Annotated in this window: 22 protein-coding genes and 1 pseudogene; 9 read left to right on the top strand and 14 right to left on the bottom strand. The window is 43.0% G+C overall.

Features of this window, described 5'->3' with window-relative positions:
* Positions 1 to 69: 69 nt before the first annotated feature.
* The gene (locus tag V6D41_RS11420) at positions 70 to 1,599 is read right to left on the bottom strand and encodes an FAD-dependent oxidoreductase (RefSeq protein ID WP_333518276.1); all 1,530 of its coding nucleotides are present in this window, start codon (positions 1,597 to 1,599) and stop codon (positions 70 to 72) included.
* A gap of 112 nt (positions 1,600 to 1,711) precedes the next feature.
* Between V6D41_RS11420 and V6D41_RS11415 the strand changes: the two genes are divergently transcribed.
* Positions 1,712 to 2,569 (top strand): SDR family oxidoreductase, encoded by an 858-nt coding sequence (locus V6D41_RS11415; RefSeq protein WP_333518275.1) that lies wholly within the window; start codon positions 1,712 to 1,714, stop codon positions 2,567 to 2,569.
* A gap of 26 nt (positions 2,570 to 2,595) precedes the next feature.
* On the opposite strand, the gene V6D41_RS11410 is transcribed toward V6D41_RS11415, so the two are convergent.
* Positions 2,596 to 2,829, bottom strand: a complete 234-nt coding sequence (locus tag V6D41_RS11410) for an IDEAL domain-containing protein (protein ID WP_148964201.1) — start codon at positions 2,827 to 2,829, stop codon at positions 2,596 to 2,598.
* Positions 2,830 to 3,121: 292 nt separating this feature from the next.
* On the opposite strand from V6D41_RS11410, the gene comK reads away from it, so the two are divergent.
* Positions 3,122 to 3,700, top strand: a complete 579-nt coding sequence (gene comK, locus V6D41_RS11405) for a competence transcription factor ComK (protein WP_087991281.1) — start codon at positions 3,122 to 3,124, stop codon at positions 3,698 to 3,700.
* Positions 3,701 to 3,744: 44 nt separating this feature from the next.
* On the opposite strand, the gene V6D41_RS11400 is transcribed toward comK, so the two are convergent.
* Positions 3,745 to 4,644 (bottom strand): SDR family oxidoreductase, encoded by a 900-nt coding sequence (locus V6D41_RS11400; protein WP_148964210.1) that lies wholly within the window; start codon positions 4,642 to 4,644, stop codon positions 3,745 to 3,747.
* A gap of 207 nt (positions 4,645 to 4,851) precedes the next feature.
* Here V6D41_RS11400 and V6D41_RS11395 point away from each other — a divergent pair, with 207 nt between their 5' ends.
* Positions 4,852 to 5,121, top strand: a complete 270-nt coding sequence (locus tag V6D41_RS11395; protein WP_087991283.1) for an excalibur calcium-binding domain-containing protein — start codon at positions 4,852 to 4,854, stop codon at positions 5,119 to 5,121.
* Between the two features lie 46 nt (positions 5,122 to 5,167).
* On the opposite strand, the gene V6D41_RS11390 is transcribed toward V6D41_RS11395, so the two are convergent.
* From V6D41_RS11390 to V6D41_RS11380, 3 genes are all read right to left on the bottom strand, one after another.
* Positions 5,168 to 6,637 (bottom strand): sodium:solute symporter family protein, encoded by a 1,470-nt coding sequence (locus V6D41_RS11390; protein WP_333518274.1) that lies wholly within the window; start codon positions 6,635 to 6,637, stop codon positions 5,168 to 5,170.
* Positions 6,634 to 6,834 carry a DUF3311 domain-containing protein gene (locus V6D41_RS11385; RefSeq protein ID WP_333518273.1) on the bottom strand — a complete coding sequence of 67 codons (201 nt, stop codon included), beginning with the start codon at positions 6,832 to 6,834 and terminating at the stop codon, positions 6,634 to 6,636. Before V6D41_RS11385 ends, V6D41_RS11390 begins: the two co-directional genes overlap by 4 nt.
* A 224-nt stretch (positions 6,835 to 7,058) precedes the next feature.
* Entirely contained in the window at positions 7,059 to 7,421 is a 363-nt protein-coding gene (locus V6D41_RS11380; RefSeq protein ID WP_333518272.1) for a hypothetical protein, read from the bottom strand.
* Positions 7,422 to 7,571: 150 nt separating this feature from the next.
* Here V6D41_RS11380 and V6D41_RS11375 point away from each other — a divergent pair.
* The 4 genes and pseudogenes from V6D41_RS11375 to V6D41_RS11360 all read left to right on the top strand — a co-directional run bounded on the left by V6D41_RS11375 (position 7,572) and on the right by V6D41_RS11360 (position 10,985).
* Positions 7,572 to 8,196, top strand: a pseudogene (locus tag V6D41_RS11375) (TVP38/TMEM64 family protein).
* Position 8,197: 1 nt separating this feature from the next.
* Positions 8,198 to 8,704: a signal peptidase I gene (gene lepB, locus V6D41_RS11370; RefSeq protein WP_333518271.1), complete on the top strand. Its 507-nt coding sequence runs from the start codon at positions 8,198 to 8,200 to the stop codon at positions 8,702 to 8,704.
* A 177-nt stretch (positions 8,705 to 8,881) separates the two neighbouring features.
* Positions 8,882 to 10,381, top strand: a complete 1,500-nt coding sequence (locus V6D41_RS11365) for a monooxygenase (RefSeq protein WP_333518386.1) — start codon at positions 8,882 to 8,884, stop codon at positions 10,379 to 10,381.
* A gap of 76 nt (positions 10,382 to 10,457) precedes the next feature.
* Positions 10,458 to 10,985: a MarR family transcriptional regulator gene (locus V6D41_RS11360; protein WP_333516287.1), complete on the top strand. Its 528-nt coding sequence runs from the start codon at positions 10,458 to 10,460 to the stop codon at positions 10,983 to 10,985.
* Positions 10,986 to 11,205: 220 nt separating this feature from the next.
* On the opposite strand, the gene V6D41_RS11355 is transcribed toward V6D41_RS11360, so the two are convergent.
* The 5 genes from V6D41_RS11355 to V6D41_RS11335 form a co-directional block, all read right to left on the bottom strand.
* Positions 11,206 to 11,403 carry a hypothetical protein gene (locus V6D41_RS11355; protein WP_148964216.1) on the bottom strand — a complete coding sequence of 66 codons (198 nt, stop codon included), beginning with the start codon at positions 11,401 to 11,403 and terminating at the stop codon, positions 11,206 to 11,208.
* Between the two features lie 658 nt (positions 11,404 to 12,061).
* Complete coding sequence (gene glcP / locus V6D41_RS11350) at positions 12,062 to 13,267, bottom strand: glucose/mannose transporter GlcP (RefSeq protein ID WP_333518270.1); 1,206 nt, start codon at positions 13,265 to 13,267, stop codon at positions 12,062 to 12,064.
* Positions 13,268 to 13,349: 82 nt separating this feature from the next.
* Complete coding sequence (gene ntdC / locus V6D41_RS11345; RefSeq protein ID WP_333518269.1) at positions 13,350 to 14,393, bottom strand: glucose-6-phosphate 3-dehydrogenase NdtC; 1,044 nt, start codon at positions 14,391 to 14,393, stop codon at positions 13,350 to 13,352.
* A 16-nt stretch (positions 14,394 to 14,409) separates the two neighbouring features.
* On the bottom strand, positions 14,410 to 15,255 hold the full coding sequence (locus V6D41_RS11340) for an HAD-IIB family hydrolase (RefSeq protein WP_333518268.1): 846 nt from the start codon (positions 15,253 to 15,255) through the stop codon (positions 14,410 to 14,412).
* A complete protein-coding gene (locus V6D41_RS11335) occupies positions 15,227 to 16,552 on the bottom strand; it encodes a DegT/DnrJ/EryC1/StrS family aminotransferase (RefSeq protein ID WP_333518267.1) in 1,326 nt (441 codons plus the stop codon). The genes V6D41_RS11340 and V6D41_RS11335 overlap by 29 nt, the downstream gene beginning before the upstream one ends.
* Before the next feature lie 104 nt (positions 16,553 to 16,656).
* On the opposite strand from V6D41_RS11335, the gene ntdR reads away from it, so the two are divergent.
* Positions 16,657 to 17,646, top strand: coding sequence for an NTD biosynthesis operon transcriptional regulator NtdR (gene ntdR / locus V6D41_RS11330; protein WP_333518266.1), 990 nt, complete (start codon positions 16,657 to 16,659; stop codon positions 17,644 to 17,646).
* Between the two features lie 575 nt (positions 17,647 to 18,221).
* Here the strand turns inward: ntdR and V6D41_RS11325 are convergent.
* Complete coding sequence (locus tag V6D41_RS11325) at positions 18,222 to 19,376, bottom strand: AbrB family transcriptional regulator (RefSeq protein WP_333518265.1); 1,155 nt, start codon at positions 19,374 to 19,376, stop codon at positions 18,222 to 18,224.
* A gap of 104 nt (positions 19,377 to 19,480) precedes the next feature.
* Positions 19,481 to 20,686, bottom strand: a complete 1,206-nt coding sequence (locus V6D41_RS11320; protein ID WP_333518264.1) for an MDR family MFS transporter — start codon at positions 20,684 to 20,686, stop codon at positions 19,481 to 19,483.
* Between the two features lie 113 nt (positions 20,687 to 20,799).
* Here V6D41_RS11320 and V6D41_RS11315 point away from each other — a divergent pair, with 113 nt between their 5' ends.
* On the top strand, positions 20,800 to 22,527 hold the full coding sequence (locus tag V6D41_RS11315) for an SgrR family transcriptional regulator (protein WP_333518263.1): 1,728 nt from the start codon (positions 20,800 to 20,802) through the stop codon (positions 22,525 to 22,527).
* Between the two features lie 191 nt (positions 22,528 to 22,718).
* Here V6D41_RS11315 and V6D41_RS11310 read toward each other — a convergent pair whose 3' ends face one another.
* Complete coding sequence (locus V6D41_RS11310; RefSeq protein ID WP_333518262.1) at positions 22,719 to 23,183, bottom strand: ferritin family protein; 465 nt, start codon at positions 23,181 to 23,183, stop codon at positions 22,719 to 22,721.
* Between the last annotated feature and the right edge of the window lie 94 nt (positions 23,184 to 23,277).

Genomic DNA, 23,277 nt, shown 5'->3' with positions numbered 1-23,277 from the left:
GTCAAGGGGAACGTGAATGAAGATACAGATGAAAAATATTTATAAAAACCGTTCACTAAAATGAACGGTTTAATCAAGGTCAATTTGTTTTAATGGTTTGATGGCAGGACCTTCAACAATTTCGCCGGTTGGCTTAAAGCGGGATCCGTGGCACGGACAATCCCATGTATGCTCGCCGTCGTTCCAGTCGACCTCGCAGCCTAAATGGGTGCACGTCGTATCGACGAGATGAAGGCAGCCTTTTTCATCTCTGAATGCCCCCGCACGTCTGCCGTTGATGGTGACGGCTTTTCCTTCACCCGGCGCGATCTCTTCAAACTGGACGTCAGGCTTTTCGAGCTTTCCTTTAATGAAATGCTTGGCGACATCGGCATTGTAAGAAATCACTTTCTGCAGTCCGGGGTTCAGATGGAAACGGGACGGCGTGAAAATGCTTTCGTATGGATTGGCTTTTTTCTCTACAAGGTCTGACAATAGAGTGGCCGCGACAGCTGATGACGTCATGCCCCATTTTTTGAATCCGGTCGCTACAAGAATATTGTCCTCCTGTTCCGACATCGGTCCGATGAAGGGAATTTTGTCAATTGTCACAAGATCCTGTGTGGACCAATAATATGGGATGCTTTTGATGCCGATCGTGCTTTCTGCAGCTTTTCTCAGTGATTCGTAATGTGTCGACATGTCTTTTCCCTGGCCGGTTTTATGGCCTTCTCCGCTGAAGAGAATCAGTTTTTCTCCGTTTACAAGGGTATAGCGGAGCGCCACTGACGGCTTATCGATACTCAAATACATGCCCTCGGGATAGTCGATCTTTGGCTTGACGGCGAGGACATAGGATCTGTCAGCGTACATTCTCGCAGAATATAATCCGCCTCCGTCATAAAAAGGGAAGTGGGAACAGCATATGATAAAGCGGCTCTTAATGGCGTGCCGGCTTTTTGTTACCACTTCAGGCCTTTCGCCTTTTTTGACATCAAGCGCAACGGTCTCTTCATAAATCCGTCCGCCTTTTTGAACAATCTGCTCCAGAAGCGCTTTTAAGTATTGAAGCGGATGAAATTGGGCTTGATTTTTCATGACAAGCGCCAGCTTAGAACCTAAGGGAATCGAAAGCTCCTTGATAAGGTCTCTTTCAATGCCAAGCTTTGTGTATGCCTCGTGCTCAGTTCGGATTTTTTTTACAGCATCTTCATTTGCTGTGTAAAGATATGCATCTTGTTCGCTCCATTCGCAATCAATTTGATGTTCATCCACAATTCCTTTTATGTAATCTATTGCGTTTTGATTGGCTTCATAATAAAGCCTTGCGTGGTTCAATCCGAAATTGCGGATAAATTCATCGTAAATCATGTCATGCTGGGCGGTAATTTTAGCAGTTGTATGGGCAGTGGTGCCATTGAGTACTTGATTGGCTTCAATCAAAACGACACGGAAGCCTCTCTTCGTGAGTTCATATGCCGTTGTGATTCCCGTAATCCCGCCGCCGATTATGGTGACATCACACTCAGTATCCTCTTGAAGCGCCGGAAAAGAAGGCAGGTCAGTTGATGTTTTCCAGTATGTTTCAGGTGCTTCCTTTGCAAAGTATTGATTAGCCAAGCCATTATACCTCCAATCAGATTTATTCTTAATTTTTCCATTTTCTATCTTTTCATACATAGGGAGCAAGCAGTGTTCATAACATAATAGGGTTGAAAAGGAGTGATTTGGATTGGCGAATCAAAAAAAGAAAACATTGCCGCCTCAGCACCAGAACCAGCAGCCGGGCTTAGAATATCTCATGGACCCGCCTCCGGATTTTGATAAGCCGAAGAAAGCGAAAAAATTAGAGGGCAAAACCGCTATTATTACCGGAGGAGACAGCGGAATCGGACGCGCTGTATCGGTGTTATTCGCAAAAGAAGGGGCTAATGTGGTCATTGTGTATTTGAATGAGCATCAGGACGCCGAGGAGACAAAGCAGTATGTAGAAAAGGAAGGGGGAAAATGCCTGCTGATTGCTGGAGATGTCGGGGATGAAGCGTTTTGCAATGATGTGGTTATGCAGACAAGCCAATCGTTTTCGTCCATTGATATATTGGTCAACAATGCAGCTGAGCAGCATGTCCAGCCCGGCATTGAAAAAATCACAAGCCACCAGCTGGTCAGAACCTTTCAAACAAACATTTTCTCCATGTTTTACTTAACAAAGGCGGTGCTGCCTCATTTAAAAAAGGGGAGCTCCATCATTAATACAGCCTCAATTACCGCCTACAAAGGGAATAAAACGCTGATCGATTATTCAGCGACAAAAGGAGCGATCGTTACGTTTACAAGGTCACTTTCACAGTCGCTTGTTCAGCAGGGCATACGGGTCAATGCAGTAGCGCCGGGTCCTATTTGGACACCGCTTATCCCGGCCAGTTTTTCCGCAAAGGATGTGGAAGTGTTTGGTTCAGATGTGCCGATGGAACGCCCGGGACAGCCGGTGGAAGTGGCGCCAAGCTATCTATACCTTGCCAGCGACGATTCCACCTATGTCACAGGACAGACGATTCACGTCAATGGCGGAACAATTGTGAATGGGTAATAAAAAGCCAATCCTTAAGGATTGGCTTATTCGCTCTGCTTGAGCGCTGCATATTCTTTAGAGAGCGTAAGAAACGCATCTTTATCTTTTTTGTCCAAGGCTTTATTGATTTGGTCCGTCAGCATGGCAAGCCGACGCTTATACAAGGATTCATCGAGCACCATTTGAATGTAGACATCCGTCATTGTGACATCAAATTCTTTTGTTTTTTGCGTGTTGCGGGACTTCATGAGCTCAGTGTACGATTTTTTCTCTTTCATAAAGAATCCCCCCAATGCCTTTTTTATAGTATATGGATAACGGTCGAAAAAATCAATCAATTTTTATAATTTTTAGACAACTAATACTTGGCAATCTATCGACATAGCCTGCAAAATGCCGTAAACCGGAAGATCATATGAATGTAAAATCGGGTTATTACTAGTAATTTAGTATCAGAAAATATCATTAAAAGATGATTTTAGCTTATTTGTTAAAAAAACCTGTCGTTTTATAAAAACAGATGATAGATTATTAGTATAAATTTTGCAGAAAAAGGATGGAGGCTATAATATGAGTCAGAAAACTGACGCACCTTTAGAATCGTATGAAGTAAACGGCGCAACAATTGCCGTGCTGCCAGAAGAAATTGACGGCAAAATCTGTTCCAAAATTATTGAAAAAGACTGCGTATTTTATGTCAGCATGAAGCCGCTGCAAATCGTCGACAGAAGCTGCCGTTTTTTCGGATCAAGCTATGCGGGAAGAAAAGCGGGAACTTATGAAGTGACAAAAATTTCACACAAACCGCCGATCATGGTGGACCCTTCGAACCAAATCTTTTTATTCCCTACACTTTCTTCGACAAGACCCCAATGCGGCTGGATTTCCCATGTGTACGTAAAAGAATTCAAACCGACTGCATTCGACGATACGGAAGTGACATTTTCGAACGGCAAAACAATGGAGCTGCCGATTTCCTGCAATTCGTTCGAAAACCAGGTCTACCGGACAGCGTGGCTCAGAACCAAATTCCAGGACAGAATCGAACACCGCGTGCCAAAACGGCAGGAATTTATGCTGTATCCGAAGGAAGAGCGGACGAAGATGATTTATGATTTTATTTTGCGAGAGCTTGGCGAGCGGTATTAGAAAATAGAGAGGAGCTGACCAAACAGGACAGCTCCTTCTCCTGCTTAGGCAGTCGGAATTCCTCCGGTGATGCCATATACCTGAGATGTCACATAGCTTGAATTCTCTGAAGCTAAAAATACATAAACATCTGCCAATTCCACTGGCTGGCCCGCACGGTTTAAAGGTGACGGCGGCGTGCCTTGGCCGAATTTAGGGATGTTTTCCGTCGGCTGTCCGCCGGAAATTTGCAGCGGTGTCCAAATTGGCCCGGGCGCTACTGAATTCACTCTTATGCCTTTCGAAGCCAGCTGTTTTCCCAATCCGACGGTAAAGCCGATAATGGCGTTTTTCGTTGCTGCGTAATCTAACAGCATCGGGCTTGGATTGTAGCCTTCAACTGAGGTGGTGGTAATAATTGATGCGCCCTCAGGCAAATACGGAAGCGCCGCTTTTACAACCCAATAAAGGGAAAAGACGTTCACTTCAAATGTTTTATAGATTTGTTCAGTGGGCAGATCTTCGATGTTTTCGACCGCTTGCTGTTTGCCGGCGACCAGCGCCAACACATCCAGACCGCCAAGTTCCTGATGCGCCTGTTTGACGAAATCCTGGCAGAAGGATTCGTCACTCAAGTCTCCGGGGATCAGTGCTGCTTTTCGCCCTTCTGCTTCTATCAGTTCTTTCACTTCTTCAGCATCAGGCTGTTCCGCAGGCAGGTAGTTAATGGCCACATCGGCGCCTTCCCGGGCGTAAGCAATCGCTGCCGCTCGGCCGATACCGGAATCGCCGCCGGTGACAAGCGCTTTTCGGCCGGTTAGTTTACCCGATCCTTTGTAGCTTTTTTCTCCGCAATCCGGCACTGGCTTCATGTTCTGCTGCAGGCCGGGCGGTTGTTGATATTGTTCGGGAAATTCATCATGAAAAAATGCTGTTAAAGGATTGCTAAGATTTGAATCAGACATCATCAACGCTCCTTTTCTGTTTGGTGTACATTCGTATGTGTACCCCTGAGTATTTTCAGAAAAACATGTTTTGAAAGTTTGAATGCTGAAAGACAAGAAAAACCCAACTCTTTTTCCATATTTATCTTGTCAAATTTGACTGTATGAATTAAGATGAAATCCAGCTATAAACAACTAAATATTGGGTATGAGGAGGAGTAAATCGTCATGAAAAAAGCGGCGGCGGTTTTGTTGTCACTCGGTCTCGTTTTCGGTTTTTCATACGGAGCCGGCCATGTGGCGGAAGCCAAAACAAAGGTGAAAGTCTATAAGAACTGCAAGGAGTTAAACAAAGTATACAAAGGCGGGGTGGCCCGCACGTCGAAGGTGAAAAATAAAGGCGGAAAAACGAAGTACAAGCCTTACGTCTCTAAGGCGCTTTATGATGCCAACAAAAAGAAAGACCGCGATAAAGATTATATCGCCTGCGAACGCTAAACAAGAAAAGCAATCTGATGGCCAGATTGCTTTTACTATTTATTGGTTACGCTGCTTGATCGGCCGCAGCGCTTTTCGCTTTTCTTGTCACAAAGCTTACTGCTGCCATGACCGTGATGTTCAAAAGCAGGGCGACGATGCCGACATTTACGTCTTTTGCGGCTTGCGGCAGCGCCGGAAATAAAGTGCTGATCGTCGTTTCCGTCAATGTAATATAAGACACCGCTCCGACACCTGTAACGATGCCGGCGAAGGCTCCCTGCTTCGTCACTATATTATGCCTGAACAAGCTAAATAGCAGGGATGGAAATAATTGTGTGACAAGGCTGTAGCCCATTAATAGCAGTGTAACGATGGTATTCCCGCCTTTGAACGTAAAATAAACCGAAATCAGCGCGATCACCGGCACTGCATATTTAGCAAGTGTCGATACGTGCTGTTCTGTCGTGCGGGGTGCGAACACTTTGTACACATTTTTTGCAAACAGGGTGGAAGCTGACATTAAGATCATAGACCCCGGCACAAGCGCCGTCAGCAGTCCGGCAGCGCCGATGATCCCGACAAACCATGGGTCAAAGGTTTGCAGAGACAGTCTCAAAAGCGATAAATCACCGTCCGCACCTTTCAAACCAGGCACTTGGAGGATAGCGGCAAAGCCGACGAACAGGACGAAGAGCAGGACCAGCTGGTATAGAGGCATGATGATGGCGTTTTTGCGAAAGACTCTTGGGTTTTCGGCTGAATACGAAGCGGAAAATGTATGAGGCCACATATAAAACCCGAGGGCTGTTAAGAGCACGGTTGAACTGAACCACGCCGTACTTTGCCCCGTTTCAGGAAGCGTAAGAAAGCCCGGCTTTGCCGTTTCAATCTGCTGAAACATGTCTTGAAATCCGCCGTAGTAATGAATGGGCAAATACACCCCTAAAAACAGAACGACGACCAAAATCATAATGTCTTTCACAACCGATATCCAGGCAGATCCGTGAATGCCGGAAACCATAACGTAAACCGTGATGGAAATGGCGCCGATCCAGATGGCGGCGGCCGGGGAGATTTTGCCGTACGATGTTTCCGATACAATCAGCCCGAGGCCTTTCAGCTGCAGCACAAGATACGGAATGAGCGCGGCGATGCCCACCAGTGAAACGAGCACGCCAAGCAGCGGACTGTTATATTTTTGGATGAAAAAATCAGACTGCGACATCAGCTTATGCTGTTTCGCGTACTTCCAAACAGCCGGCAGGAGCCAATAAGAAAGGATGTAGGCCAGGCAGCCGTAGGCAATGATGTAAAAGGCCGGTCCGCCTTTTCCATAGGCCCAGCCGCTTCCGCCGAGAAACGTAAATGTGGTATAAATTTCGCCTGCCATCAATAAGAAGACGAACAAGGTTCCGAAGCCGCGGCCTCCAACCGTCCACTGCTCAAGGTTCATGTCTTTTCCTTTTTGGGCGCGTATACCGAGAAAAATGCTCAAGAGCAGGACGCCGAAAATGATGATGAGAGCTGCGTTCATTCTGCTTCCTCCTTTTTATTTTCGTTGTCGAGGACATATACAATCGCCATCAACGCAGAGGTCAAAAGAGCCCACATCACGATATAGGCAAGAATAAACGGCATGCCCAATACATAGGGAGTCATTTTATTTGCGAAAGGGATGCCGAGTAAGATACCAATAAAGGGCAAAGTGGCGAGAACGTGAATCAGTTTCATAGAATCCTCCTTTTATTTTAAGGTGGGATGTGCAAGCCGGAGCGTACTGAAAATGATGTCGGGAAATATGGCGGCACATGTCATTTTTTGGGGTGAAAGGCTGTGGTTCGAATTATAAATAAATTCATTTTGTTTGTATAGTGCGAATTGTCTGAAATTTATTATTGAAATTGCCCGAAGAGGGAGCGGGCAGTTTCGGAAAGCCGCAAAATGATTCAAAAGACTTATGGCCTGTCCGGGGCAAATAGATAAAACGTTAATAATTCGCTAACCTGTTCACGGATTCGCGGATTAAAATAACGGTGCTTTTCTTCGTAACCTTCGATCACAAATACATAAAGCGTAAAGGCCTCATCGCGTTCCGCCTCGTGGATCACAATTTTTCTTTTCCTCAACTCTTTTCTGACCTCAATCAAATCCTTTTGTGCTATTTTTAATGATTCGCTGATAAGCTGTTTATAAGGATGCTTCAATTTTAAAGTGCTTTGCTCAATTCCGATGAGATCACGATTTAAAATCGTAATGGCCATGGGCAAAAAAAGAGCCCGTTCAATTAAATCGTATATTTCCTTCTGCAAATTCGGCATGCTGACTCCTTCTTTCTTACGGGAACGTTCGTTCTGTATATTCTATATCGGCTGGTGAAATGTTTCAATACAGAAAAAATCGCCAAAACTTTTTAGTTTTTTGCTGATAATGTGTAGAATAAGGATAGACAAACCCGGTAAGGAGTATAAATGTTGGATCATTTTTTATCCTATTTTACACAAGAAAACTTAACTGAATTATTCCAAAGCTACAGGGCTTTAGGTCCGCTCATTGCTGTGCTGCTGCCTTTAGTAGAAGCATTTCTCCCATTTTTGCCGCTGATCGTGTTTGTGGTGGCGAATACGAACTCGTTTGGCCTGTGGGAAGGATTCATCCTGTCATGGGCGGGATCAACTGCTGGATCTATACTTGTCTTTTTGATTGTCCGTCAATACGGGCAGAGAAGATTGCTTGGATTTATCCGCAGTCACCCGTCGGTCAGAAAACTGATGTTATGGGTGGAAAGACACGGCTTTGGCCCTATGTTTCTTCTGCTTTGTTTTCCGTTTACACCGTCAGCCGCGGTGAATGTTGTTGCCGGTTTGTCGAGGATCGGAACGCGGCCGTTTATTTTGGCGGCAGCTTCGGGGAAGCTTGTCATGATTTTTATGATCAGCTTTATCGGATATGATCTGCACGCGCTCATCACACAGCCGATACGAACGATCATTGCTGTATTGGTGATCGCTGTTTTATGGTATGTGGGCAAAAAGGTGGAGCGGTATCTGCATGTGAGAGCCAGTCAGCGTGAGCAATGATGGAGGGAGACAGTAACATGAAAAAACGGTTTTGGTTTCTTGCCGGTGTAGTGTCCGTCGTTCTCGCCATACAGGTTAAAAATGCCGTCTTTATTGATTACAAGGTGGAAGGCGTCAGTATGAACCCGACCTTTCATGAAGGGAACGAATTGTTGGTTAATAAATTTTCGCATCGATTTAAAACCATTCATCGCTTTGATATTGTCCTTTTCAAAGGCCCTGATCAAAAAGTGCTGATTAAGCGGGTGATCGGCCTGCCCGGTGAATCGATCAAATATAAAGATGATCAGCTGTATGTGGACGGAAAGCAGGTTGCTGAGCCATTTTTGAAGCATTTGAAATCTGTTTCTGCCGGAAGCCATGTAACGGGTGATTTTACCTTGAAAGATGTGACAGGAACAAGCAGAGTGCCGAAAGGACAATATTTTGTTGTTGGAGATAATCGCATATACAGCTTCGACAGCCGGCACTTTGGTCCGATTAGTGAAAAAAAGATTGTCGGTGTGATCTCCGATTCTGAATAAAAAAAGACGCCAATTGAAACGGCGTCTTTTTTGCGCTGGTTTGGAAAAATGTGTTGAAGAAAAATTTGTAAGGAGTTATAATCAAAATTGTTTCATGTGTAACAAAAATAGAATTCGTTTTTGATTTTGGATTGTTTTTATTGGTTTTTATTCGTTTTATATGAAACAAAAGGAGTGATTGAGATGAATGTTGAAGCTGTGATTATAGGGGGAGGGCCGGTCGGGTTGATGCTGGCTTCCGAGCTTTCGATGGCCGGGGTGAAAACATGTGTGATTGAGCGGCTTGAAAAGCCTGTTCCTTATTCCAAGGCGCTGACGCTGCATCCCCGCACGCTGGAGCTACTTGAGATGAGAGGGCTCTTGGAGCGGTTTGTATCCAAGGGGAGCAAGGTACCTTCCGGGCACTTTTCGATGCTGGATACCCGTCTTGATTTTTCAGGCTTGGATACGAGCTGTCCTTACACGCTTTTGCTTCCGCAGGCTAAAACGGAGCAGCTGCTTGAGGAACATGCGCGAAGTCTGGGAGCAGAGATGTTTAGAGGAGCAGAGGCGCTGGCGGTTACGCAAAACAGGGAAGGGGCGCAAACGATTTTCAAGGATCGGGAGGGGAGTGTGCAGACGATCATAAGCAAGTTTGTCATTGGTGCCGATGGTGCAGGTAGCACTGTCCGGAAACAGGCTGGAATTGAGTTTCCGGGTACCGACAGCACCGTTACAGCGGCGCTTGGAGATGTGGAGCTCCTTTCTCCGCCGCCGTCAGGAGTGCTGTCCCTTTGCACAAAAGAGGGCGGTGTGATGATTGTTCCGCTTTCCCCGGGCCGATACCGTGTCGTCGTAATCAGCCCATACCGTACTCAGACACCGAAAGATGTGCCGGTCACTGAGGAGGAGCTAAAAACTGATCTTATACGAATTTGCGGAACTGACTTCGGTTTAAGCGAGCCTTCGTGGATGTCAAGGTTCGGGAACGCCGCACGCCAAGCGAAGCGGTATCGGGACGGCAGAATCTTTCTTGCAGGGGATGCGGCTCATATTCATTTTCCAGCGGGCGGCCAAGGGCTGAATGTCGGCCTTCAGGATGCGATGAACCTTGGGTGGAAGCTGGCGGCGGCAGTCAAGGGCGCTGCGCCTTCGTGGCTTTTGGACAGCTACCATAAGGAGCGGCACCCGGCTGCTGAAGGGCTCCTGAGGAACACGGAGGCACAGACAAAACTGATTGATTTCACTCAAGCAGGACTCCATTTGCGCAGTATGATATCGGAGCTGCTCGCCTTCCCTGAAGTGAATCGATATGTAGCGGGGCAAATTTCCGCGCTTGATGTCAGGTATGAAGCTGATCCGGATATGCCGCCGCATCGTTTGAACGGGTTAAGACTCCCGGATATGAAGCTGAATGTTCCCGGTGGCCGTTCGGAACGGCTGTACAGCTGTCTTCAAAACGGGACATTCGTTTTACTGTCATTGATACAAGAAGCTGATGATCATAGCCGAGTGAAAGGCCTGCGTACGGTAAACGCCTCGCTTGCAGAACCGAATGAAAAGTGGCGGGACGTGCATACGGTATTGATTCGCCCTGATGGACATGTTGCCTGGGCGGTGGATGCATCAGCGCCCGATTGTACCGGGGTGATTCAAACAGGAATCAGCCGATGGTTTTCCGTCACCAGTCCGATGTAACGCAATTCGATTGTTTCATCTGTAACAAAACGGTATGATAGAAGAAACAATCGAATGAAAAAGGATGGAAAACCCGATGAACACAGATCATACGAAACACAATCTTTTTGAATTATATGCGGAGCTCATTCATCAACAGGAGAAATGGGAGGGACTCATGAAAGCCTTTTTGGCTGACGAGTTGAAGAAGCTGGATGACGAGCACGGGAGTAAATCACAATTGACGATGACAGAAATTCATGTTTTATCCTGTGTCGGAGACAATGAGCCGATTAATGTCACGTCTATTGCAGAAAAAATGAATACAACAAAAGCGACGGTGTCACGCATCAGCACAAAATTGCTTGGCGCCGGCTTCCTTCACAGAACACAGCTTAGCGATAATAAGAAGGAGGTCTACTTCCGTTTGACGCCGGCTGGAAAAAAACTGCATGGGTTGCACAAATATTATCATCAGAAGGTCGAACAGCGTTTTCTGTCATTTTTTGACCGGTACACTGAGGAAGAAATTCTTTTTGCGGAACGGCTGTTACGGGATTTGGTGACAAAGTGGTATCCATCCTCAGAAGAGATTGAAGAAGGTATCCACAGCGTTTTTGAATAAAAAACCATGCACAGGATGCGTGGTTCAGCGTGTTGGCAAACTCTGGTTCGTTGTCTGGTCTGTGCGTTGGTGCATACGAATTAGAACATTTTCTTTGCTTCCATACTCACTTTCTTCAGCAGCGAGGGTTTTCAATCACGTTGAAAAGATGACAAAATCCTAAAACGATTAATCGTTTTAGGATTTTGTCAACAATCAACACGCACCGGGTGTGTGTTTTTTACGTTTCCTCTTTCTTTTTCAAGATTGTAACGTAAATCAAATTTCCTCCGGCTAAAATGATAAGCGGCAGTCCGGGGGAACCGGATGTTACTAAATTGTAAATCAGCCAGATACCTAAACATAATCCGTAATATAAGTGCATTGCCTTCTCGGGATTGTCGCGCAGCAAAATCCCTTTAAAAAACTTTTTCATCATAACGCCCCATTAATTTTAAGGTTTCTCCTTTAGTTTACATGCATCTTCGGTTAATCTCAAAATTTGATCTTTGGCTTTTGATGCATCCTTAAAATATGTCAAGGAATGTTAGAATTATTTTTCTTTTTAAAGTATACAGTTACGTTTTCTGATAACTCTGCCACGTCGACCACAATTTCTTTTCTTTAAGAATGGACATTTTTGTATTCAGTGCTTCTAAATTCCTGTTGTGATACACAAAATATATAATATTCAACTTGGATTTGTATACATCTTCGTTGACATTTTCAGCATATCCTAAAGTATAGGTTTGTCCTTATACTGAATGTCTAGTTTGACACTTTTCTTGAAATCTCCACATTTGATAGTTAAATTTTTAATCTTCTTTAACCATGTGCTAATGAGCGGTTCCAATTCAGCAGCTATTGTTGATGGCAGCAACAGGTTAATTTATGGATGCATCATAAAACAATTCTGTAAATACCTTTGCTACGTCACCTGTGCGTATCTCGGACAGGTAAAGAATCACAATTACAATCACTTCTATCTCCCGTGCTAAAACACTGTTTTCTCCATATAAACAAGGAAAGAACTAGAGGACATTAAGTCCTCTTCTTACTTACGATATGTCTAAGAGTATCTTTCATTCACACGTTTTTTACTGTGTTTTTGAAGCTTTGCTTTCAAGTGAAATAGGGTCTTCTGTTTTAGTTCTCCTAATCTTTACAGAAATCCCCACTAGAATCACCGCCATAGTTGTAAATATTCCCATGGTTAATAAGATCGTATCCTGATTTAAACTCCATCCAATTAAGAAAGAGATTATCGCTCCTCCGAAACTTGCCGAAGCAATAAATAAACTTGTAACTTCGTCAACGTACTTCTGAATAATGATTGATGCTAGTGTTAAAGCAATGGGAAATATGCCCGCTATACTTAGACCAATCAAAAATGTACCACCCAATTGAAGTATTGGGTTACTTATATAAGAGAAGGCAATCAACAGAACAATTAAACAACTACAACTAAAGAGGAGGTACTTAGAAAAATCAAGCCTCCTACTTACTAAACCGATCAGTATTCTTCCTATGATGATCCCTACCCAGAAAAAGGAGACACTTATGAGACTAATTTGTTTATTGTCTTGGTTTATCATGATTGAAGGTAAAAAGTTGGCGAAATTTGTTTCAATTCCAGCATATAGGAAAGCGAAAAATACAAAAAAGCCTAATTGCTTTGATTTTTTTCTATCTCCTATAAAGTATTGAAATGCTCCTACATTTGGCAAGGCCACTTGCTGGTTAGCATTCTTAGCGTACTTTCGGTTCTTGGATAAGAAAATGAACCACCCTGCTAATAGGACGAACAAAAAGGTGAATATACAGTAATACGGTAAATACCAGTTATTAATATCGATGAAAGCATTAATTAATAATGGAAAAGATAAAGCCCCTAATCCAAAGAGAACTTCCAACTTACTCATTTTTTCTGCATTACTTTCGAAATTAGCAATAACAAAGGAACCAACTGTCGTTTCTAATGTACCTGCTCCATATCCTAAGAGAAAAGCCATTACAACAATATAATACCAATCCTTAGTTAGAAAAAAGATACTTAACGCTACAAGCATTATTGTCAAAGCTAACGTAAGTGTCCTAAAGTGACTGTATTTCTTAATCATTAACGGTGCGATTAATACGCCGCTTAGGAATCCGGTAAACTGAAAGAAAATGATGACTGAAATATCATCTGTTGTCTTGTTAAAAGATTCTAATAGAAATGGTGTCAAACTCCCTGTTGATATATGGATAATACCTACTGTAAAAAAGAAAGCATATCCAAATAAATATGTCCCTCTTAACATTCATTACACCCCTATATTAAAAAGCAGGAAAATAAATTCCTGCTTTTTTAGTAACTTACCTCTTCGAAATACGAATTGACTGCTAAAGAACAGACATTGTTTGAGGGTTGCTATCTTTCTCAAAGAACATTTCTAATACTTCCTGAGATCTAAAACCATCGTTAAAAGAAGGGATCTCAATCCAATCTTTCTGAGTTGATGCAATCCAATTGATTAACTCGTTTCTAAAAGAATCAGCCCAACCATAAAATTCGTTTGGCGGATCGTTTAATAGACTTTGCGGTACCGGGCAGTCTACCACGTTCAAGCCATCTATGAGTTTGTAAATGTGAGGATTACCTGTGTGGTATTTAAACTCTTTTTTGTGTCCAACTACCTCAATGCTAAAACCACAGTCTTCAGGTACAGAACATTTTGATGTGATGATATTTACAAATACCTTGTTCTTCAGTTGACCATAAATTTCTGCATAGTCATCTACAAGTACCTGTTTATCCTCTTTTGTTTTTACATTTGTGTTCATCTTTGCCCTTACTGATTCTGGGATGAAGTCACTCTCAAACAAATACCATACCATGTCGATAAGGTGAATACCAAGATCCCCCAATGATCCACTAGTCTTCTTACTATTAGCGTCATCTCTCCAAGTAAACTTCTTACGTCTAATTGCACTGTTTTTCTTGAAGTGTACTTTTATGGACAGTATGTTACCTAGTTCATGATTGATAATTAAACTTTTCAAGATATTTACATAAGACAGATATCTATAATTAAATCCCATACTAGCTCTTACGTCTAACCTTTCAGCAGTATCTTTCATTATGCTTGCTTCCTCAAGAGAAATAGCCATAGGCTTTTCACACAATACATGCTTATGTTTTGCTAATGCTTGCAAAGCATGTTCTTTATGGCAAAAGTTTGGAGATGCTACAATTAAACCTTCTGAGACATCAATTAGTTCATCTGCATTTTCATATGCTTTCCCACCGAAAGTTTTAACAAAGCTTTCCGCGTTTTGTTGATTGATGTCATACACCCCTACTAACTCTGCATTTTTTATTGTAGATAAAGCAGTTGCATGAGCTCTTGCAATACCACCTGCACCTATAATACCAATCTTCTTCATATCTAATTCCTCCTCATTATCCAATGATTTTTTTTAAGGTATTGGTAATTCCTTTTGAGTACTCACTATCAGATATAAGTTGGTGCAGGTTTTTGGCTTCTTGTGTTGCATTTTTTAACAGATATCCATTCCCGACTGCTTGTAACATACGAACATCATTTCCGCTATCTCCAAATGCGATCGCTTTTTCGGTATTTAGGTTGTATTTCTCTAACATAAACTTCACAATTTCATTCTTCCCCGTACCCATGGGTATAAAATCCACATCATAGCTGTCTTCTGGATCACCTGCTAAGGGATTACAGCGATTTATATTAACTGAAACTCCGTATTCCTCGCAGATTTTTTCAATTGTTAACAGGTTTTTCTTGTCGTTTATTTCATCTTGTTCCTGATAATAAAAATTATGCTTATACCGTGACTTTCCTAATTGAGTTTGAGGATTCAAAAGAATGTTATTTTTTTCGTGTAACTGGTTCACGAGCATTTCAATCTTTTCTTTACTAAACTCTTCATTTATACGACTGTTCCACTCATTATCTTGCTGTCCGAAGTTATGCTCTGAAAAGTACGTAATTTCAGTTCCAAGATCACTAGCTATAAAATGCGGGAAATATCTAAATTTTCCTCGTTCCATTTTATCGAGAATAGATTCTATACTACTCCCAGTAACCCATCCGATTAGTAGTTCCCCAGCTTTACTTTTTTGTTCTAGATAGTCTTCGAGTTCATATATGTCTTGTTGTTTCTGTTCATCGATTGTATGCGGAAAATACGTTTCATCAAAATCACAAAAAACAATATACTTAGGATGTTCAACCTTGGATAACGTTTTATACTCCGACATCTTGCTTAATAACATGAAACAGTCCCTCCATTACTCTGTCTTGCTCTTCTAAAGTAAATGACGGATATAAAGGCAAATGCAGTACCTGACTATGAGCCTTTTCCGTATGAACCAATTGGAGTTTTGCATACTTTTCCTGTACTAAAGGAGTTTTTTGCATATGAGACAGTACTGGATAATATACATCTGTTTGAACACCAAAATCTTTATTTAATTTAGTCATGATATCTGTTCTATCTTCTGTTCTTACCTTAATAGGAAACAGATGCCACACATGATCTTCACTTAATTCTGGTAATTCAATAAGGCCTTTATTCTGTAATTCTGCTAGTTGAGTAATGTATCTATCCGCCAAGAATAATCTTTTGAAGTTGTTTAATGAAAGATACTTCATTCTCTCTAAACCAATTGCTGCCTGTATATTGTCCATTTTTGAATTAAATCCAAAATTGATGACTTTCTTATTTTTCACATTTACTTCAAAACCATGATAACTAAATTGAATGCATTTTTTAGCGAGTTCTTCATCATCAGTTGCTATTGCCCCAGCCTTACCACAAACACCAAAATTCTTATATGGATTAAAACTTAATGTAGTGATGTCTGCATACTTTCCTAAGTCTGTCAGTCCAATTCCTTGGCAAGCATCCTCAATGACTTTTAATTTATAACGATTTGCTATTTGACGGATATGCTTCATTTCTGAATGTTTTCCGTATAAATGCACAGGTAGAATAAACTTTGTATAAGGAGTTATTGCTTCCTCAATTTTGTTAGGATCGATGCAGAATGTTTGTGGGTTAATATCTACATAGATAGGAACGCCTCCCACAGCTAACACAGCATTTTCAGTAGCTGAAAAGCTATTAGCCGGCATGATCACTTCATCCCCTCGGTTTAATCCTAAAGCCAATAATCCTATCATAATAGCATCCGTTCCACTGCTGGTTGCAATTACATACCTTTTATGTAAATATGTAGATAAAACATTTTCGAATTGATCTAAATAGGAACCGCTCGTAAATTTTCCAGTTGGCAAAACTTTAGTTAAAGCATTTAAGATATCATCCACTTCATCATTGGTTATTAATCTATCGACAGGCATAAAAGGGACTTTACTTATTTCGCGATTTTTTTGGTAGTTGAAAAGGTCATTTTCAATATCTGTATTTTCTTTTAATACTTGTCTCCACCGCTCGTTTACAATACTGTCTTCAATAACAAGTTCTTTTCCTTGTACGTCACCTTTTAAGTGTTTTAGTAGTAACATGTTTTCTTTACTTTTACCTAAAACTTTAACCTGTTTTTGCATGAACAGTACCTCCAGTGATTTTTTTAATCTTAAAATTTGTTACAAATTTATCCTAATTTCTGAAACCGATAACATGTCAATAACTTTTTTAAGGAAGGGAAAATATGCCTACAATTGATGAGATAGCAAAATTATGCAACGTGTCTAAAACCACAGTATCAAGAGTATTGAATAATCACCCTTATGTGTCGAAAGAAAAAAGAGATATGATCTTAAACGCTATTAACGAACTTGACTACACGCCCAATTATTTAGCTCGGAATTTTAGGAGAAATAAGACACAAACGATAGCTTTATCGGTTCCGAGTATCGACCATCCATTTTTTGCTCAATTAATAAAAGGGGTCTCTCATGAAGCGCTGTTTAAGAATTACAAGGTCATTGTATTTCAAACCTTTTATGACCAACAGACAGAGATAGAACTATTAGAGTTATTGAAACACAAAGAAGTTGATGGTATTATTCTTGGAACTTTAGAAAATGAATGGGATAAGATATCCCCTTTCTTAAAGTATGGTCCTATCTTATTATGTAATGAATATCATCACTCAGCGGACATCACGATCATTGGGTATGATGAATTTGAAGCCGCATACATGGGGGTTGAACATTTAATTGAAAGAGGACATAAAAAAATTGGATTTTGTTTTGATACTCCATATAGCGAAGCTCAATGTCAGAGGAAAGAGGGTTACTTGAAAGCTTTACAAGATTACAATTTACATCATAGAAACGAATGGATATTCGGCGAATTGTTTAATATCGAGGATGGCTTTCGTGTTTTTAATAAGATAAAGGATTTAAAAGACAGACCCTCAGCAATATTTACAGGAAATGATCAAGTCGCTGCAGGGATTATTAAACAGGCGATAAAAAATGGCTTTCATGTTCCAGAAGATTTAGCTGTAATTGGTTTTGACAACCAATTGATTTGCCAAGTCGTTACTCCGACCATAACAACAATTGATATTCCCGTAATAGAATTAGGTCAACAGGCTGTGTTGAAAATAATCGAGTATATTTCGGGTAACACTTCTTTAAACAGAAAAATTATTAAACTGCCAACAAATCTTATTATAAGAGAATCAACTTAACTCTAGGTTTTCACTTCCGTATCATTTTATATCTTTATATAGAAAAAGAGGTTATTCATATTTAACCTCTTTTTCAATCAGGAAGCCTGTTTTTTGAAATTCTCACAAATGCTCCTATACCAAAGTCGTCAATGATTTCTTCGCCTTTCATTTCGCCCTCTGGCAGCATTACTTCAAATCTGATGCAAGTTATCTGATCAAACAAATTTTTGTTCAGCAATGCGGATGAGCAGACATATACAATAAAAAAACCACCCTATGCTTTAAGCAAGAGTGGTAATCTAGAGTGACTTCCTTCATAAACTCCATTTCAACAGATCCATCAGGAGTCTTGATGATTTTTCATTGCTCATGGCTCTCTATGATGTATCCGCTGTTACTTGTAATTCGTTTGTGTCAGCAATTTCAATCAACGCATTCTCATACTTTCGACGAGCTGTCTCGATTAACAACGAAATATCTTGATTGAAGCTATTTACACTTACCTGCCCCATTTTGAAGTGTTCCATACTCTACAGAATAGAGTGAACAATTCTCTTTTCCATTTAAATATACCACTTGTGAATTTTTTTCAACTAGGGATTGCTGCCGCTTATCGAACTCTCTGTGCCTTTTTTCTCCCCATGAAGATGGTGAAGCAGGCGATAAAACGGCGGCAATAGGGCAATGACAAGGATGACGCGTATGACCTGAACCGCAACGACAAAGGTGGAATCGGCATGCAAGGTAACAGATGTCGTCGCCATTTCTGCAATGCCGCCAGGCGCAAATGCCAGAACAGAAGTGATGAGTGAGATTCCTGTCAGCTTGGAAACGATCACGGCGCTTAAAAACATAGTCGCGATTAAACCGACGGATGAGACAAATCCGACGATGATAATGCGGGTGACGCCGGTAAACATGCTTTTGTACATCTTAGAGCCGATCGTTGCCCCGAGAAATACTTGCGACACATGGTTAGCTTGTGACGGCCACCATGCCGTCATGTCTTGCCCTGTCACCGCAGCACCGCCAACATGTATAAGAGCTGCACCGAGCATGCTGCCGAGCAGCCATGGAGCCGGAAATTTTAAACATTTCGCAGCTTTGCAAGCGCCCCAGGCAGCGAGAATCAGAACGGCAGTCCACAAAACGGGAGCGAGCCTAAAATCCGTCGTTGCTGAGGAAAGCGTTTCTGCTGCGGCACTTGCGGAACGATCTTGTTTTGTATAGATCAGGATGACTAAAAATGGAATGGAAAGCACCACGAGCAGCACCCGCATCATTTGAACGAGGCTGACAATGGCAGTATTGGCGCCGACCTCCTGTGCGATGCTGGGCATGGCGGACAGCCCGCCGGGAGCCGTACCGACAAAGCTGGTCATCATATCCGTTTTGCTGAAACGCCAAAGCACATATCCCGACAGCATGGCCATAAGTATAGACAATACCAGCATAACGCCGACTGAAAACCAATGGTCTTTGAGGACAGAGAGAACGGATAAATTCAGCTTTTGGCCCAATTCTATGCCGAGAATCACTTGCCCGAGGGCGAGCCATCGGCGGTTAATTCCTTTTTGGTCCGGCGCCATCATCAGCCATGCCGGCCGTATCATGGCGAGGCAGCAGGCGATAATCAGCGTTCCGATCATCCATCCAATTGATATTCCGGTTAATGAAAGAATAAATCCCCCGGCTGCACTGATTGCGATAAACCATAGATCTTTGAGGAGATGTTCGTCTTTCTTCAATGTAAAACCCTTCTTCCTTCTCACGTAACACTCCAATTGTTCACGTAGTGAATGTATGATTACTATAGTATATTTTCGTTGATAAAGAAATGATGAATTATTTTCTATTTGCCATTCGCTTTTCTTATGACCTGGTGTTCGAGCTTTTCTATTGTGTAAGTCAGACATAAACCTGCTGCTAACAAACATACGGTAAGAGCGTAGAAAATCACTTCTCCGCCAAACGATGTCAGGATCAATCCGCCTGCCAGTGGTCCGATTGAGCGGGATATATCCCAATGCAGGCCGTATACCGCATAAAACCGGCCGAGCAGATGAGGCGGTGCCAATCTCGAGATGAAGGTCTGGATGTGAGTTAATCCGATGCTTTCGCCAACCGTCATCACGGCTGCCGTCACTAATAGCATGGTCACGGAGGTTGAACATGCAAAGCCGGCAGCAGCAAGGGAGTAGCAGATATAAGTAATGAAAAGGATTGTTTTCATTGAAAGCTTTTCTGTCCCTTTGACAAGAGGAACTTGGAGGACAAAGCTGAATAAAGCTTTTGCCGCCGAGTAGATGGTCAGCATGGACAGATAATCAGAAAACATGTTTTTGCTGAACAGCCTGTATGTTGTTTCTGTTTGCGCGTATAACATGCTGATGGGAAGAGACAGCAGCAAAAGAAACAGCACGGGTTTGTATATTGTAAAGCTCTCGGACATTTCCGGTGTTGCAGCTGTGTGTAGCGGCTTCGTTTCTGGCAGTTTCAGTGCAGCGATCAGAAAGTAGATGAACAACGCCGCGGCATCTAAAGCGAATATCCAAACGGGGTTATGATTGTACAGCAGCACCCCCAGCACAGGCCCCGCCGTCAGGCCTGCTGAATAGATCGCATTGATGACCGCAAACACTTCAGAACGTCTGCTTTCCGGCGTGCTTTCGGCAATTTGGGCGCGGGAGGCAGGAATGTACAATGATCTCCCAACACCATTCATGACATAGAGAAAGGCGAAAACATACGCATGCTCAGCAAACACAAACCCCGTCATTGCCGCTGATTGCAGAAGCAATGCGATCAGAATCGCGGTGCGCCGCCCAAGCCGGTCCGTCACCCGTCCTGCAACGAGCGTCAGGCAAATATCGGCAAATGGCTGAAGACTGATGATCAGCATGGGGATCATAACACTGCCGTTTAATTGTTCATGCAGATACAACACCATAAAAGGGCCCATCATTGCACCTGTCAGGCTTGTCAGCATTTCGCCGAAAAAGCGGAGCCAAACGGGAGCGGTGTATCTCGATTTAATAGATTGAAAGCTGGATAACATGTGATCGCCGCCTTTCGCGTTTTGATATAGTAGTAGTGTATAGAAGGGATGGCGGCCCAAAAAGTGAAGAAAAGAAGAGAAAAAGATTCCCCTTTTATCGGGAGGTGCGGGGATTGAAGCTGATTGAGCACTATGTGGCACTTGTAAAAACAGGACACGCTGCGTATGGACAAATGAATGAAATGACGCTCACTGAGATTGCTGACTGTTTATTTTGTACAGAAAGAAATGCAAAGCTTATATTACATAAGCTGGAGAATAAGAATTGGATTATCCGGGAAAGCGGGGCGGGACGCGGCCGCAAATCCAAAATCGCGTTTCTTCGCCAGCCTGAGGAACTGCTTTTTCAAACCGCCAAGGAATATACAATGGCCGGAAAGCTAAAGAAGGCAAAGGAACTGATTCAGCAGTATCAGTCCGCGTTTCCGGGGCTTCAAAACGAATATGATATGTGGTTTTCTGAGGTGTTCGGCTTTGTGACAGAGACTGGCGGGGATGGAGCGAAGGATGTGCTTCGGCTGTTCATCACCCCTGAAGCTGTCAGCAGCCTGGACCCGTGCCGCATCTTTTTGCGGTCTGAGGGGCATTTCGTCAAACAAATATTTGATACACTGCTCACGTTTGATCCGGATGTGCAGGAGCCGAAGCCTCATTTGGTTCATGGATGGGAAGAGGACGGGAAAAAACGGTGGAGATTTTTTCTTCGAAAGGGTGTGTCTTTTCATAACGGACAGCCGCTGACGGCGCGGGATGTTGCATTTACGCTTCGGCGCTTTTTGGCACAGGCTGACAACCCATATAAATGGCTGTTATACGGAGTGAAACAAGTCTTAGAAAACAGCTCTTATTGCGTGGAGCTCATACTTGATAAGCCGAATGAACTTTTGCCGTATGTTCTTTGTGATGAACGGCTGTCCATTCTGCCGGCAGAACAGGGCGGCGGAATCAATGGAACAGGGCCTTTTCGGGTGATGCAGCAGCACGGCCGGATGCTTGTGCTTGAAGCCAATGAGCGCTACTTTAAGGGACGGCCTTTTTTGGATCGCGTTGAGTTTGTGTTTTCTGAACAAGCCGGAGAGATGAATGGTTTTACCATTCAAGAAAAACAAACATGTTCTGAGAAGCAAACGGTTTTTGACGAGCGGCATGTTCAGTATTTGTCGGTCAATCTGAAAAAGAAGGGGCCTCTTTGGCATCGAAGCTTTAGAAAAGCGCTCCGCCTGCTGATTTCCTCTGAACGGCTCGTTCGTGAAGCGGGAGGGCACCGCAAAACCCCGGTTACGTCTTTTTTACATTCGAGTCCTTTTGATTGGGGAGGTGTTTTACCTTCTGAATTGCTGAAGCAGAGCGGCTACAAAGGAGAAACACTGGTGCTGTATACCTTTTCGGAAACGGATCATCGCGAGGACGCCGAGTGGATTCAAAATGTTTGCGCCCAACATGGCATCAGGCTTACACTTCAATTTTGTGATTCTGCTGATCTGCGCCGGCCCGAAATCGTGCAGATGGGGGATATCATCCATGACAGTGCGACGTTTTATCAAGACAGTGAGTTTGGTTTTCTGCATTTGCTGCTGTCTGAGAACAGTTTTTTGTGCCAGCATCTATCTGAAAAGATGAAACAGATATGCTCAGAAATGACAGAACGCTTTTTTTCGATGCCTGACCGCTGTTTGAGAATCAATATGCTGCAGGACATTGACCGCCAGCTTATACAGGAATTCAATGTAATTCCGCTGTATCAAAATGTGCTGCGGGTGACATCGAGCGAGAATGTGAAAGGCCTGATGCTTGATGAAGAGGGATGGATTGATTTGTACTCCGTGTGGCTGTCTAAATGAAAAGAGGGTTCTTTCTTGAACCCTCGCTGTCTATTATGACGTTGCCATGCTGCGGTCTTGGCAATGATCGTGACCATGCTTTTCATATTCTGTGCCGCGCGCATCATGCTTTGAAGAGCCTCGGGTACAAGCATCAGAATTTTTCTCCGTGGCCGATCCCCTCTGCGTGTATCGTTTTATGTTTTCTGGCTTTATTTGAAAAAACAGGCAGGGTATATGTAACGTTCCGTCAGATAGTATAGAAACCAGACAGCGTGATGTTGTTCATCCCGTGCGGCGCGCGTAAAGAGGCTTTTCGCTTTTACGTTTAAGGTTTCCTCGGCCGCACGCAAGTAAAAGTGGACTGTTTCTTGTTCATCTTTAAAAGCGGCGTTCAGCCCTCTCGTGAAATTGTCCGGGCATTCCCCCGTTTGTTTCGGCATCATGTGTTGGCCGGTAATGGCTTCGTACAATGTGGAAAATTCACGGAGGTGGCGCATTTCGGCACGCCTGATGTCATCTATCTGCTTTCTAATTTCGTCGCGGCGGGCAAGTTCGGCAAGCTTGCGGCAGCATTGAATCGCGCTGAATTCTCCGTCAATGGCCTTTACCAAATTCTGAATCAAAACAGGATCTGTCCGGTATAGCGCCGGATAGGGGAAGCAGTTGTAATACAAGAGGGTTCAACTCCATTCTTAGGAATTGGGCTTCTGTAAAAAATATATGCAGGGCGGGGAGACATGTGCGGAGAAATTCAGCTTTTTATATGCG

Origin of the sequence: Bacillus sp. 0102A (assembly GCF_036765155.1) — a bacterium.
GTDB classification, from domain to species: domain Bacteria; phylum Bacillota; class Bacilli; order Bacillales; family Bacillaceae; genus Bacillus; species Bacillus subtilis_G.
The sequence above is the reverse complement of the archived record's forward strand: the minus strand, read 5'-3'. Positions and strand labels throughout refer to the sequence as shown.